This window comes from Novosphingobium tardum, assembly GCF_042652045.1.
GTDB lineage: Bacteria > Pseudomonadota > Alphaproteobacteria > Sphingomonadales > Sphingomonadaceae > Novosphingobium > Novosphingobium tardum.
This window is the reverse complement of record NZ_JBHSDR010000006.1, coordinates 639,932-654,323: the sequence shown is the minus strand read 5'-3', so window position 1 is coordinate 654,323 and position 14,392 is coordinate 639,932. Positions and strand designations below refer to the sequence as shown.

The following is a 14,392-nucleotide window of genomic DNA, read 5'->3' as shown; positions in this document are numbered from 1 at the left end:
GATCCCCGGTTGCGGCAGGCGGTCCAGCCCGAGGCGCTGACAGACCTCGAACAGGGCCTGACCCGTTTCTTCGCGCATTGCCCCGAACAGGCATTGGGACTGATGCAGTTCGGCCGCGCGCTGAAGGCCAATCGGCGCCTGTCCGAACGCCTGGTGGAGCTTGTCCGTCTGCGGATCGCGTTCTTCAATCAGTGCCGTAGTTGCATGGCGATCCGCTATTCCGACGCCGTGGCCGACGGGTTGAACGAAGACCTCGTCTGCTCGCTCGAGCGGCCGCAGGAGGCCGAGAACCTGACCGATGCGGAAAAGGCGGCGATCCGCTTCGGCGAGCTGATGGCGACCGATCACCTGTCGATCGACGATGCGACCTTTGCCGACCTGCGCCGCCATTTCAGCGAGGAAGAGATCGTCGAGCTTGGCATGACCTGCGCGTTCTTCGTGGGTTTCGGCCGCCTTGCTGCGACGTTCCACATGGTCGAGGAACTGCCCGAGGCGTTTCGCGGCGATGCGCCGATCGCGCCATGGGGCGAGGAACGGATCCAGGTTCGCTGATGCCGGGCGAGCCGCAGGCACCCAGCGAGGTCCGGGTCGACCTGTTCGATCCCGAGGTGCAGCAATGCCCCTACGCGGCCTACAAGCTGCTGCGCGACGAGGCGCCTGTCTATCGCCAGCCCGGAACCGATATCTATGTCGTAACCCGCTACGACGACGTGCGCCGCGTACTGATGGACCCCGAGACGTTTCCAAGCGGCTCCTCGGGCACGGCCTACCGGATGGCCACGAACAACCAGGAACGGCAAAAGCGGGTCGCGGAGCGGTTTGCCGCAAAGGGGTGGGTGCCACGCCCAACTCTTTCCGGGCGCGACGATCCCAATCATCGCCAGTTGCGCGCCATGTTCAACGAGGCGTTCAAGCCCAGCCGGATCAAGGAAATCGACCCTCTTGTCGAGCATCTGGCCTATGAACTGATCGACGGGTTCATCGCCGACGGAAAGTGCGAATGGATCAGCCAGTTTGCCGTGCCGCTGCCGCTGTTCATCATCGGCGAGCAGATGGGCGCCAGGCGCGAGGACATGTGGCAGATCAAGCGGTGGACCGATGCGTTCTTTCACCGCATCTCCATGATGCTGCCCGAAGAGCGCGAGATGGAAATGGTCGATCGCGAGATCGAGGCGCAGCACTATTTCCAGCCCATCTTCGAGCGGTTGCGCGCGAACCCCGATGACTCGCTGATCAGCGTGCTCGTGAACACTGTTATTGAAGGCTGGGGCAGGACTCTGGTCGATGAGGAACTCCATGCCGAGATGATGGCCGACACTTTCGTGGGCGGCAGCGAGACGACCACCAACGCGCTGGCTGCGGGTATGCGCCTGCTGATCGAGAACAAGGATATCTGGCACCAGCTCAAGAGCGATCCCGCGCGCTACATGAAGACCTTTGTCGAGGAGGTCGTGCGGCTTGAATCTCCGGTGCAGAGCCTGATGCGCTTTTGCGCGAAGGATACCGAGATCGATGGAGTGACTATCCCCGACGGCGCCCTCGTCAACGTCCGGTTCGCTGCCGCCAACCGCGACGACCGGGTGTTCGGTTGTCCCGAGAAGCTGGATCTGGAGCGGCCGCGCGCCGGCGCCCATCTCGCGTTCGGGTCGGGGGTCCACCACTGTCTCGGCGCGCCGCTTGCACGACGCGAGCTGACCTGGGGTTTTACCGCGGTCGTGGACCGGTTCGAGGATATGTGGTTCGCCGAAGGGGCGAACGACTTTGCCGTCCACCCCCACTTTCTCCTGCGCAGCCTCAAGGCACTGCACATCGAGTTCGAACCGAAGCGGCGCTAGCGGCGGTCTAGCTGGCGTTCGCGCCTGCGGCGGCGCGCCCTGCGAGATACCCGAATGCAATCGCCGGCCCCAGCGTCCCGCCGGCTCCGGCGTATATGCCCCCCGTGGGGCAGGCTATGGCGTTGCCCGCGCCGTACAAGCCCGGGATTGGCCGGTCTGCATGATCGAGAATCCGCCCGGCTCCGTCTGTCTGCGGCCCGCCGTTAGTGCCCAGCATGCCCATGCGGATTTCGACCGCGTAATACGGCGCGCGATCGACGGGGCCCAGGGTGACATGAGTGCCCTGTCGCGAGCGATCGCCATAGAAATGATCGTAGGCGCTGGTCCCGCGGGCAAAGTCGGCATCGCATCCGTCACGCGCAAAGTCGTTGAATCGAGACACCGTTTCTTCCAGCGCCTTGGCCGGCACGCCGATTTGCGAGGCGAGGGCATCCATCGTCTCAGCGCGCGCCACCCAATCGGGCAGGGGCGTGCCCGGCATCACGGTCCCCAGCGGATAGCGCTCGCGATACTGCTCGTCGAAGATGAGCCACGCGGGCTTGTTGCGATAGGAATAGGACTGCGGGTCGAAGGCGTGGAACGCGCCGGCCAATGCGGAATAGTTGGCGGCCTCGTTGCAGAAGCGCTGCCCGAAGCGGTTTACCATGAGCGAGTGCGGCACGGTCCGTTCGATCAGTACCGGGGCGGCGCGCTGCTCGCCGCCGGGCCACTGTTCGCCGGGTGGCGCCAGCGTCGGCGCCCACCACGCGCTGGTCATGTTGCCGAGGCTCGCGCCAGCAGCAAGCGCCAGCCCCAGGCCCTCGCCGCGCGCGGTTGGCGGTGAAGCAGGCGTATCGGCGGGCCCGCGCAGGAAAGTGCGGCGCAACCGTTCATCCCATTCGAACCCGCCCGTGGCGATGATCACGCCTTTGCGCGCGCGCAGCGCAAAGGGCTCGCCGCCGCGTTCTCCCTCTATCCCGACGATGCGCCCGCGTTCGATCGTCAGGCGGTCCGTTCGTGTCTCGAGCATGGGCTCGATCCCCCGCGCGAGGCAGGCCTTTAGCAATCGGCCCACCATCGCCTGGCCAAAGCCTCGTTCGTTCGCGGCGATCCTGCGTTGCAGTTCGGTGGGCGGGACGATCCCGCTGCCACCGCCAAGCGCGGTTTCGCGCAGCATCATAGGCTTAGGCTCTTCGATTGCGTAAATGCGCGATGCCCAATCGCCCAGTTCGCCGAGCGCGAACAGGTCATGGTCGAGCGCGCGCCCTCCCATGGGCTTGGCTCCCGGCCGGTCGAGGTAGTAATCCGGATAACCTGCGAGCAGCGACACGCGCAGCGCGTCAATTTCCTCGAGGAACGCCACGGCTTGCGGCGCAGCATCGACAAAGGCTTCGAGCGTCTCGTCGCGCAAATCGCCGTGGTCGAGGGAACGGAAATAGGCCAGCGCCTCTTCCCGGCTGTCGGAAAGTCCCGCGGCGCGCTGGCGCGGATTGTCTGCCGTCCAGATTACTCCTCCCGAAACCGCTGCGGTGCCGCCGATCCGGTCGAACCGCTCGATCAGCCGTACTTGCGCGCCGCTTTCATGGGCCGCGAGTGCAGCGGTCATGCCGGCGGCGCCGCTGCCCAGGACGATGACGTCGCATTCCTCGATCATCGCCCTGTTGGGCACCACATCGCGAAACGGGGCAACCCTTCTTTTTGGCGAGGTGCGCGGCGCGGCGCGAGCGCGTAGGGTCCGCTATCAGTGCACGGGAGAACGATGATGAAACTGCAAGGGCAGGTTGCGGCGATCACTGGGGGAACCGCCGGGATTGGGCGCGGGATCGCTGAGGCCTTCCTTGCCGAGGGCGCATCGGTCGCGCTGATGGCGCGCAACGCGGACAAGGCGCGGGCCGCATTGGCCGAGATCGGCGCGGGCGATCGCGCCATCCACATTGCCGGCGACGCGACGGTCCAGGGCGACATTGAGAACTTCGTCGACCAGGCGGCCAAGCACTTCGGCCGTCTCGACATACTGGTGAACAATGCCGGGGGCGCGAGCGACCTTCAGCCGCTGGCGCAGCTTTCCGACGCAACCTTCGACGAGGCGATGAAATGGAACGTCTACGCCACGTTCTGGGCCTGCCGCCGCGCGCTGCAGACGATGCTTCCCGCCAAGTCCGGGCGGATCATCAACATCTCGTCGGTCGAGGGCAAGCACGGCAAGCCGGTCCTGACGGCATACACCGCGGCCAAGCACGCGGTGAACGGGCTTACCAAGTCGCTGGCGCGTGAAGTTGGGACGCAGGGAATTACCGTGAACGCGATCTGTCCCGGGCTCGTGATCACGGACATCATTCGTAACCAGGGCCCGGAAACGGCCAAGGCAATGGGAATGGAGTTCGAGGAAATGGTCGCCTTGTTCGCCGAGGAATCGGCCATCAAGCGCCCGAACACGGTCGAGGAAGTGGCGGCGGTCGCGCTGCTGCTGGCATCGCCGCTTGGCGCGGGGATCACGGGCGCGACCATCAGTGTCGATGGTGGGACCGCGCAATACTAGCTAAGGTCGCGGCGCTAGCAAAAAGAAGCGGACCATCCGGGACCGGGCAGGAGCATACTCGAAGCGGGAGAGAGAATAATGGCCGTCGAAACACGCCGCACGTTCTGCCGCTTCTGCCACGCTAACTGCGCGATGCTTGCCGATGTCGAGGACGGCAAGGTAATCGCGGTGCGCGGCGACCCTGACGATCCGGTCTATGGCGGCTACACCTGCCTCAAGGGGCGCGAACTTCCCGACAGTCACAACGCGCCGCATCGCCTCGTGCGCAGTCTCGTTCGCCGCGACGGAGATTTCATCGAGACCGCGATGGACGCGGCGCTGACGCACGTTGCCGACGAGCTGCGCAGGATCATCGTCAAGCACGGCCCGCATTCGGTCGCGGTGTTCATCGGCTCGGGCGGATACCAGAACAGCGCCGCCTGGGCGGCCTCGTACAGCCTCGCGCAGGCGATCGGCACGCGCAACTTCTATACCTCGGTGACGCTCGACCAGCCGGCGAAGGTCTTCACGACCCAGCGCTACGGCAAATGGATGGGCGGCTCGAACACCTTCGAGGAGGCCGATGTCGCATTCCTGATCGGCAACAACCCGATGGTTTCGCACTACTCGCCGCCCGGCGGTGTCCCGCCATTTTCGCCTTCGCGCAGGATCCGCGATCGGCAGAAGGCAGGGCTCAAGCTGATCGTCGCGGATCCGCGCGAAAGCGACGTCGGCGCGCTCGCCGACATCTACCTGCCGGTGAAGCCGGGCGAAGATCCCGCGTTGCTGGCGGGCATGCTCAATGTCATCTTCGCCGAGGGACTTTACGACCGCAATTTCGTCGCCGCCCATGTCGACGGCGTTGCCGAGCTGGAAAAGGCGGTCGCGCCTTTCACTCCTGAATTAGCGGCGGCGCGGGCGGGGGTTGAGCCGGACGCATTGCGCGCGGCCGCGCGGATGTTCGCCGGGGCCGAGCGGGGTTGCGCCGTCACCGGCACTGGGCCCGAGATGGCCGGAAACGGTACGCTTACCGAATATCTCGTCACGTGCCTCAACGTGCTGTGCGCGCGCTTCAAGCAGGAGGGAGAGAAGACCGCGATCCCCGGCGTGTTCACCGCGCAGGCGCCCCGCCGCGCCCAGGTCGCGCCGCCGGTGCCGATGTTCGGTGCCGAAGGGATGGCGAGGTCGCGTTTTCGCGGGCTCGGCCAGCTTGGCTTCGAGATGCCGTGCAACGTCCTTGCCGACGAGATCCTCACCCCCGGCGAAGGGCAGGTACGCGCGCTGATCTCGGTCGGGGGCAACCCCGAAGTCGGATTTCCCAACCAGCTCAAGATGCGCCGTGCGCTCGACGACCTGGAGCTCTTCGTCCAGGTGGATCCGTGGATGTCGGCGAGCGCCAAGCGCGCCGATGTGGTGCTGGCCCCCAAGCAATGCCTCGAGCGCGAAGACATCACGAACCTATCCGAATGGTGGCACGAACGTCCTTATGCCCGCTATGTCGAGGCGGTGGCCGCCGCGCCGGGCGATGTGCTCGATGAGTACGAGATGATCTGGCACATCGCCAAGCACCTCGGCCTTCAGCTGCAACTGGCCGGAGGCCCGCTGCCGATGGACGCTTGCCCTGACAAGCAGACCTTTCTCGACCTCATGACTGCGGGATGCCTTGTCCCGCCCAGCCAAGTGCGGCGCGACACGCACGAGGGCGAGGCGGTGATCTACGACGACCTGCATCCGGTCGTCGAGCCGGCCGACCCATCGGAATCCTATGGTTTCGATCTGGCGGCGGGAGCAATGCCCGAGCAGTTGGAACGCTATGGCCGCGACGAGGCGCGTGGTGCCGGTTTCGATTACCGCCTGATTTCGCGGCGGTCCAAGACGCGGTTCAATTCCATCGGGCATCCGCTGGCAAAATTGCGGGCCAAGACGACCACGAACCCGGCGTACATCCATCCCGCCGATCTTGCCGATCTTGGCATCGCGGACGGATCGATCGTCGAGATCACCTCGGCCCATGCCACGATCCACGGGGTCGCCAAGGCGAGCGACAAGGTTCGCCGTGGCCTGGTCTCAATGGCGCATGCCTATGGCGACAGCGAGGCTGGCAAACACAACGTGCGCGAGCTGGGAGGATCGACCAACCGCTTGACCAGCGACGAGGTGGACTTCGATCCGATCACCGGTCAGGCGCTGCAAAGCGCGATCCCGGTGCGCATCGCCGCAGCCTGAGAGGCTGCGTAACGAAGCCTAGCAGATTCACGCATCGCGCCTCGGAAGCGGGAGCGACTAAGGCGAATATAGGGCCACTTTCAGCAGGCGAAACGGCATGAACGAGCATACCAGCCTCTTCTCACCCCAGACGCTGATCGATCCGTTCGATCACTATCGGGCGGCCTTCGACGCGGGCACGGCGATCGAGCATGTTCCCGCGATGAACGCGCATGTCGTCTACAGCTACGACCTGTGCGCCGAAGCAACAGGGCGTGTCGCCGAATTCTCCAACGATTTCGGTTCGCTGATGGGGGCCGCCGATCCCGAGATCGAGGCGATCCTCAAGGAGGGCTGGGAAAACCCCCCGACATTGCTGACCGCCGACGCGCCGGTCCACACGCGCAATCGCAAGCTGGTCAACCTGGCGTTCTCCGCGCCCCGCGTGAACGCGATCGAACAGGACATGCGGGCCAAGTCGATCGAGCTGATAGAAAGCTTTGCCGATCGCGGCGAATGCGAGTTCGTGAACGAATTCGCCGTCCCGCTGCCAGTCGCGATGATCGCGCAGCAGATTGGGCTCGATAACGATCCGGCGCAGGTCAAGGAATGGTCCGACGCGGCGGTTGATCGTTTCAGCCAGATGGTTGGCCGCGAGCGCGAGCTGGAATGCGCGCATCAGTTCGTGGAATTCCAGAAGTACCTGAAGGCCAAGATCGACGAACGGCGAGAGAAGGGCGGCGACGACCTGCTTACCGATCTCGTCGAAGCGCGGGTCGAGGGCGAGACTCCGCTCACCGATCCCGAGATCATGTCGATCATGCAGCAATTTATGGTCGCCGGGAACGAGACGACGACTTCAACCCTGGCAGGCGGCCTGCTTCAGCTTATCCGCAATCCCGACCAGATGGCATTGGCCAAGGCGGCTGCGGGCGGTCGCGATCCCAAGCTCGTTCAGAACCTGGTCGAGGAAGCTTTGCGCTATGAAACCCCAACCGCGGGGATGTGGCGGGTCGTGACGACCGATACCGAACTGGGCGGGGTTCCGCTGAAAAAGGGTTCGATGCTCCAGTTGCGGTATGCCGCCGCAAATCGCGATCCCGCGAAGTTTCCCGATCCCGACCGGTTCGACATCACTCGCCAGAATGCCCGCACGCATCTCGCTTTCGGCAAGGGGCCTCACATGTGTGTTGGCAACATGCTGAGCCGCAAGGAAATGTTCGTCGCCTTCGACGAGCTGCTCGAACGTCTCACCAACTTCCGCGTTACAGACGAGAGCAAAGTGACGGTCTTCCCCAATGTGCTGCTGCGCGGGGTGGCGAGCCTGCCAATCGCATTCGAGCGAGCATCGTGAATTTCGATCTTTCCGAGGAACAGGAACTCTTTCGTTCGAGCGTGGAACGATTCACCGCGTCAATGGACGGCGCCGCGCGGCGCCGATTGCGTACAGAGCCGGGTGGCTATTCGCGCGAACGTTGGACGCAGCTTGCCGAACTCGGCCTCCTAGCGCTCGCGGCGAGCGAGGACGCTGGCGGCATGGGCGGTTCCCCGGTCGACCTGGTGGTCGTTGCCGAGGCATTGGGAAAGGCCAATGCGCCCGATCCGTGGATTGAAAACGGGATCCTGCCGGTAGCACTGCTGGCCGCCGCAGGGCGGCCCGCGGACCTTGCCACGGCGATGACCGGCGAGCGGTTCTTTGCCTTTGCCTTTGCCGAACGCGGCCAGCGCTACAACCTCGTTCCGAAGTCGGTCACCGCGCGCAGCGCAAACGGGGGCTACGCCCTGAACGGAGAAAAGACCTTCGTGCTGGGCGGTGCGCAGGCAGATACTTTCATCGTGTCCGCCGTGCTCGAGGGGCAGGCAGCGTATTTCCTCGTCCCGGCCGATGCTTCGGGACTGGCCGCCAGACCCTACCGCATCGCCGATGGCAGCCTGGCCTGCGAACTGCGGCTGACCCACGTGGCCGTCACGCCAGAAGATCGTCTCGAACTCGATTCGGGACAGATCGCCGAGGCGATAGCGCTCGTGCGCCTGCTTGCCGCAGCCGAGATGCTGGGCCTTGCTCAGCGCCTGTTCGACGACACGCTCGCCTATGTGAAGCAGCGCGAGCAGTTCGGCGTGCCCATCGGCAGTTTCCAGGCGCTGCAGCATCGGCTTGTCGATTGCTACGCTGCGCTTGAACAGAGCCGCTCCATCGTGCTGCGCGCTGCGCTGGTCGACGAGCCTGGCACGAACGGTCGGATCCGCGCTGCGGCGGGCGCCAAGGCCTTCGTGGCAACGCAAGCCGACCTGATCGCGCGCGAGGCGGTTCAGATGCACGGCGGCATGGGGGTGACCGACGAACTGGCCATCGGTCACGCCATGAAGCGCGTGCTGATGCTGGCAAAGCTGTTCGGCGACGAGGAAACTGCGCTTGCCGAATACGCGGTTGCGGCGTGACCCGACCGAAGGCGGGAGCGACCGCACAACGAAATGAGGATTTTTTGTTATGAGTGACCGGATCGACGCCCACTTCGTTGCGGCGGGCAAGTACCACGACATCGATTTCGCCCGGCTCGAGGTGCTCAAGCTGCTGGCCGAACATCCTCAGATCCGGACGACCGTTGCGTGCGACTACAGCGATGTCGAGCGGCTGGAGGCCTGCCGGTTCCTCATCACCTACACCTGTGACATGATGCCCACTGAGGCCGAAGCCAAGGCGATCCGTTCCTGGCTGGAACGGGGCGGCAAGTGGCTGGCGCTGCACGGGACCAATTCCATTCTCGTCTTCACCGAAAGCGGTAAGGTCGACACCCCGGACCTGCGCCCGGACGTGATGGAAATGCTGGGCACGCAGTTCAAGGCGCATCCGCCCATCGGTCAATTCAAGGTCGAGGTGGTGAACCACGATCACGAGCTGACGCGCGGGATCGAGGACTTCGAGGTTATCGACGAGCTCTACCTGTCAAATACTTCGGCCGAGATCGACACCCTGATGCAGACCCGCTTCGAAGGCGAGGCGACAGGCTTCATGGCCGAACAGTGGGAACCCACCGCGGTCCCCATCGTCTACACCCGCGCGATCGGTGAAGGCATGGTCTCTTACAACGCGCTGGGCCACTGCCGTGGTCATTACGATCTTCCCGGCATGGTGGATTTCTACCCCAATCCGGAACGCTGCTCGTGGAATTACGGCGTCTACTACGAGTTGCTTCGGCGCGGGATTTCGTGGGCGATGCGCGAAGGGCTCTGACCGATGGACATGGAATTCACGCGCGAGGACTTGGCGTTCCGCGACGAAGTCCGCGAATTTCTCGCCCAGAACCTGCCGGATCGCCTGCGCGTCGGGGCGCGGCGCACACCCGGCGTGTTCGTTGAGCCCGACATCGGTCTGGAATGGCACCGGACGCTCGCCGCCCGGGGCTGGGTCGCGCCGCATTGGCCGAAGGAAGACGGTGGCACCGGCTGGACGCCGACGCAGCGCTTCATTTTCGAGCAGGAATGCGGCCTGGCGGGGGCGCCTTCGCTATCGATCCTGGGATTGCGGCTGGTTGGGCCGGTCATCTGCGCATTCGGCACGCCCGAGCAGAAAAAGCGTTTCCTGCCGGGAATCCTGTCGGGCGACGTCTACTGGTGCCAAGGTTACTCCGAACCCGGCAGCGGGTCCGACCTTGCCTCGCTCAAGACGCGGGCGCGGCGCGAGGGCGATGAATACGTAATCAACGGATCCAAAATCTGGACCACCCACGCGCATCACGCCGACTGGATGTTCGCGCTGGTACGCACCGATCCCGACGTGAAGCCGCAGCGTGGCATCAGCTTCCTGCTCGTCCCGATGGACCAGCCGGGGATCGAAGTGGCGCCGATCATGTCGATGTCGGGCGATCACGAGGTCAATCAGGTCTTTCTGACGGACGCGCGCACCGGAGCGGAAAACCGCATCGGCGAAGAAGGGCAGGGCTGGACCATCGCCAAGTTCCTGCTGGAGAACGAGCGCGGCGGGTCGTGCTATGCTCCGCGCCTGCTGCGCAGCCTGGACGAAATCGGTCGCTTGGCGCAGGAGGCACCTTCGGGCGTCAACGGTGCGCTGGCCCACGATCCTCGTTTTCGCGACCGCCTCGCTCGCACGCGACTCGAAGCCGAAGCCCTCGAGTTCACCGAGCTTCGCATCCTTGCCGACCTGGCCAAGGGACGAGCTCCGGGGCCGCAGACTTCGCTGGCGAAACTTCTGGGCTCGAATCTGGGGCAGGCGGTCGATACGCTTCGGCTCGAACTCTACGGATACGACGCGTTGCAACTGCCGCTCGAGCGTCCGCTCTATGGCAATGATGCCCCGGAACCCGTTGGAAGCGCGGGTGCGCAAGTCGCCTTGGGACGCTATCTGAATAATCGTGCGGCCACGATTTTTGGCGGTTCGAACGAGGTCCAGAAGAACATCATCGCCAAATCAGTCCTGGGACTTTAGCTCCCCGACCTTCGGATCGGGGCGGGCGAAATGCGTTTTTTGCCACCCCTTGCATAATTGGTCTGCTTCCCGGATAACGGGGGCATGACGGGAAGCGTAATAGAACTTCGCGCGCAGAGGAGCCAATTGCGCATCGAGGACCTGCTGGAGCAGGTCACCGTCCGCTGTGTCGAGGATATCCACGACGCGGCGGTCGCGCTCAGCACCATTGCGGCCGAACGCGGTTTGCAGGTCTGCACCTGCGACGACATCTCCTCGAAGGAGCCGATGGTCGACGCCGATGGCACGATCATCAATGCTGACGTGTTTGGCTGGATCGAGGACGGCAAGCGCTGGTGGGAAGACCATCGCCTGGCGCTTCGCTCGCCGTTGCCGCGCGCCTGCCGCTACGAAAGCGAACCCTTCTGGGTGAATCGCCACGGTTACTTCACCCGCTGGCGCAATTCCTATCTCGACGAGATGGAGCTGCACGACTTCAAGAAGCGCGCGCTGTGCAACGCCGCGATCGTGATTCCGGTCCACCTTCCGTTCGGCCAGATCTCGGCCAACAGCTACATCCCGTTCGAGCGAGACAAGGAGGACCTGTCGCAGGAATTCGCCCTCTACGGCGACCTTCTGGGCATGGTCATGCGCCGGTTCATTGCGGGATACGTGCAGGCCAACCGCACCAAGCGTAGGATACCCTCGAACTGTGTGCTGTCGAAGCGAGAGGTGGAATGCCTGCGGTGGGCGGCGATCGGCAAGACCGACAAGGAGATCAGCATGATCCTTGGTCGCAGCCACGCCACGATCCGGTATCATATCCACCGCGCGGGCGAGAAACTCGACTCGGTGAACCGCGCCCAGACGATCTTCAAGGCCGGCCAGCTCGGCTACCTGGGTTCGAGCAGCTAGGAACAAACGTGCGAACGGCCACGGTCGCCGCTGACCGGCCGCCCTCGCAGATGCACTAGGATACGGCGGCAGTTCGCTAGGCCATCACTGGCCGATCGCGCATATTGGAAGAGGGCTTATACCGGTGAATCAGAACACCACGATTACCGCGGGCGAACGCTGCCCTGGGATCAGCTACACGGACATGCTCGAGGCGGATACGCGTCCGGTGCCCGATTTCCTGTTCGAGGAATCGAACATCGAGATGACGAACGAGCCGATCAGCGTCGAGCCATACATCAGCGAAGAGTTCGCAAAGCTCGAGCGCGAGCGGATGTGGCCCAACGTCTGGCTGTTCGCGGCGCGTGAAGAGGAGTTGCCCGATACCGGCGACACCGTGGTGTTCGAGATCAACGACAGCTCGTTCCTGCTCGTCCGGCAGGCCGACGGGTCGATCCGCGCATTCTACAACGCCTGTCTCCACCGCGGCCGCAAGCTGCGCACAAAGGCCGGAAACACGACCCAACTGCGTTGTCCCTTCCACGGCTTCACCTGGCGCAACGACGGTTCGCTGAAGGAAATTCCCTGCGCGTGGGACTTCAAGCACCTCGAGGGCAAGGATCTCAGCCTTCCCGAAGCCCGGGTCAACCTGTGGCAGGGCTTCGTGATGATCACGGAAAACGCCGATCTGCCCGAATTCACCGACTGGGTCGGCCCGGTGCTCAAGCAGTACGAGAACTACGAACTCGACAAGCGCTATACCGCGATGTGGGTCGCCAAGCGTATCCCGGCGAACTGGAAGGCCACCGCGGAAGCCTTCATGGAGGCGTGGCATTCGGTCACCACGCACCCGCAGCTTTTGCCCTTCCTGGGTGACGCCAACACGCGCTACGACCTTTACGGCGACTTCTTCAACCGCGCGATCACGCCCTCGGGCGTCCTTTCACCCCACATGACGGGCAAGGACCAGCAGTACGTCATCGACAAGATGGCCGAATTTTCGGGCGGCAGCGATGCCGATACCAATCGCCGCTTCAGTGCGGACGCAAAGGGTGCGCAGTTCGATCCGGCAGACCCGCTTTATGCCCGCAAGATGCTGGCCGAGGCAAACCGCCAGGGATTTTCGGCAAACGACGGGCACGACTATTCGGACAAGTCCGACGCGGAGATGCTGGACAACTTCACCTACAACATCTTCCCCAACTTCGCGCCGTGGGGCGGATACGTGCCGAACCTCGTCTATCGCTGGCTGCCGGGCGAAACGGCCGATTCCTGCGTCATGGAGATCCGCCTTCTCGCGCCCGTGCCAAAGGGTCAGAAGCGCCCGCGTGCCGTGGAGCGCACTTTCATCCCCGATGATCAGCCGTTCTCGTGGGCCAACAACATCATGGGCGAGGCGCTGGCGGGCGTGTTCGATCAGGACATGGCCAACCTGCCGCACGTCCAGACCGGCATGAAGGCCTCGCGCAACCGGCTGATGGAGCTTGGCGCCTATCAAGACAGCCGCGTGCGCCATTTCCAGCAGACCTTGATGAAGTTCATCGACGGCGAACTGCCCGCACCGGCGGCGCAGGCTTCGTCAGCGTGACTAGTGGTAAGGTCATCGTCCTGGGCGCTTCGGCGGACCAGGGCATTCCGCTGGTCAGGTCGCTCGAGAAGCGCGGCTTCTCCGTATCGGCCGGGGTACGCCGAAAGGATGCGCTCGAAGGGACGCCGGTGGCGCACCTTCCTGCGCTGGAAGCCGACATCATGGATGCCGGCACGCTTGAACGCGCATTTGCCGGCCATGACGCTCTCGCGATGCATCTGCCGTTCGAGTTCGACCGCGCTCGCGCTGCCGAATTCGGGCGCAACATCGCCGCAGGAGCGGCCGATGCCGGGCTCCAGAAGATCGTCTTCAACACGAGTTGCTTCATCGCCGACCACGACCTCGACCTGTCGGCACACGATGGGCGGCGCGACATCGAAAAGTCGCTGGAAGACACCGGCATCCCGTGTGTCTTCATCGAGCCGGTCGTCTTCATGGACAACATCATCAGGCCCTGGGCCAAGCCCTCGATCGTCAATCGCGGAATCTTCGCCTATTCCTCGTCCCCCACGCTGAAGATCAGCTGGGTTTGCCTGGACGACGTGGCCGAATGCATGGCCGCCGCCCTCCAGACCGATGCGGCGGACGGCAGTCACGTTCCCGTGGGCGGCCCTGAGGTGCTCGTGGGCGACGAGGTTGCCGAGCGGCTCAGCGAAGTCACGGGGAAGGAAGTCCGTTTCCAGAGCCTTTCGCCCGACGAATTCGCCGCGCGGATGAGCGAACTGGTCACGGGATCGCGCGAGGTCGAGCCCTTCAGCATCTATGATGGAATGGCCAAGTTCTACCGCTACTACAACGAGCAGGCGGTTTCGCCGCTGATCATCGATCCGGACGGGACCCGCAAGATGTTCGGGGTGGAGCCGACGCCGATGCGCGAGTGGCTCAAGCGCTGGGACTGGAACAGCCCCATTTGATATCGAAGAGAGGTGGCCGGCTCGCCCCGTGAGGCG

The 14,392-nt window shown here is 64.1% G+C and carries 12 protein-coding genes; 11 read left to right on the top strand and 1 reads right to left on the bottom strand.

Translation table 11 applies throughout. The features are described 5' to 3' along the window. Window positions 1-9: 9 nt before the first annotated feature. Window positions 10-552, top strand: coding sequence for a carboxymuconolactone decarboxylase family protein (locus ACFO0A_RS11070; RefSeq protein ID WP_379539064.1), 543 nt, complete (start codon window positions 10-12; stop codon window positions 550-552). Then, window positions 522-1,835 (top strand): cytochrome P450, encoded by a 1,314-nt coding sequence (locus ACFO0A_RS11065; RefSeq protein WP_379539063.1) that lies wholly within the window; start codon window positions 522-524, stop codon window positions 1,833-1,835. The genes ACFO0A_RS11070 and ACFO0A_RS11065 overlap by 31 nt, the downstream gene beginning before the upstream one ends. Window positions 1,836-1,842: 7 nt before the next feature. On the opposite strand, the gene ACFO0A_RS11060 is transcribed toward ACFO0A_RS11065, so the two are convergent. Beyond that, window positions 1,843-3,483 (bottom strand): FAD-dependent oxidoreductase, encoded by a 1,641-nt coding sequence (locus ACFO0A_RS11060; RefSeq protein WP_379539062.1) that lies wholly within the window; start codon window positions 3,481-3,483, stop codon window positions 1,843-1,845. A gap of 90 nt (window positions 3,484-3,573) precedes the next feature. Here ACFO0A_RS11060 and ACFO0A_RS11055 point away from each other — a divergent pair, with 90 nt between their 5' ends. From ACFO0A_RS11055 to ACFO0A_RS11015, 9 genes are all read left to right on the top strand, one after another. After that, complete coding sequence (locus tag ACFO0A_RS11055; protein ID WP_379539061.1) at window positions 3,574-4,353, top strand: SDR family NAD(P)-dependent oxidoreductase; 780 nt, start codon at window positions 3,574-3,576, stop codon at window positions 4,351-4,353. 78 nt (window positions 4,354-4,431) lie between these two features. Then, window positions 4,432-6,558 carry a molybdopterin-containing oxidoreductase family protein gene (locus ACFO0A_RS11050; protein WP_379539060.1) on the top strand — a complete coding sequence of 709 codons (2,127 nt, stop codon included), beginning with the start codon at window positions 4,432-4,434 and terminating at the stop codon, window positions 6,556-6,558. Between the two features lie 97 nt (window positions 6,559-6,655). Beyond that, complete coding sequence (locus ACFO0A_RS11045) at window positions 6,656-7,891, top strand: cytochrome P450 (RefSeq protein ID WP_379539059.1); 1,236 nt, start codon at window positions 6,656-6,658, stop codon at window positions 7,889-7,891. Beyond that, window positions 7,888-8,976: an acyl-CoA dehydrogenase family protein gene (locus ACFO0A_RS11040; protein ID WP_379539058.1), complete on the top strand. Its 1,089-nt coding sequence runs from the start codon at window positions 7,888-7,890 to the stop codon at window positions 8,974-8,976. Before ACFO0A_RS11045 ends, ACFO0A_RS11040 begins: the two co-directional genes overlap by 4 nt. A 49-nt stretch (window positions 8,977-9,025) precedes the next feature. After that, window positions 9,026-9,769: a ThuA domain-containing protein gene (locus ACFO0A_RS11035; protein ID WP_379539057.1), complete on the top strand. Its 744-nt coding sequence runs from the start codon at window positions 9,026-9,028 to the stop codon at window positions 9,767-9,769. Between the two features lie 3 nt (window positions 9,770-9,772). Further along, window positions 9,773-10,981, top strand: coding sequence for an acyl-CoA dehydrogenase family protein (locus ACFO0A_RS11030; protein ID WP_379539056.1), 1,209 nt, complete (start codon window positions 9,773-9,775; stop codon window positions 10,979-10,981). Window positions 10,982-11,065: 84 nt separating this feature from the next. Further along, window positions 11,066-11,875, top strand: coding sequence for a helix-turn-helix transcriptional regulator (locus tag ACFO0A_RS11025; protein ID WP_379539055.1), 810 nt, complete (start codon window positions 11,066-11,068; stop codon window positions 11,873-11,875). 124 nt (window positions 11,876-11,999) lie between these two features. Beyond that, window positions 12,000-13,442: an aromatic ring-hydroxylating oxygenase subunit alpha gene (locus tag ACFO0A_RS11020; RefSeq protein WP_379539054.1), complete on the top strand. Its 1,443-nt coding sequence runs from the start codon at window positions 12,000-12,002 to the stop codon at window positions 13,440-13,442. After that, window positions 13,439-14,356, top strand: coding sequence for an SDR family oxidoreductase (locus ACFO0A_RS11015; RefSeq protein ID WP_379539053.1), 918 nt, complete (start codon window positions 13,439-13,441; stop codon window positions 14,354-14,356). The genes ACFO0A_RS11020 and ACFO0A_RS11015 overlap by 4 nt, the downstream gene beginning before the upstream one ends. The last annotated feature ends 36 nt before the right edge of the window (window positions 14,357-14,392 follow it).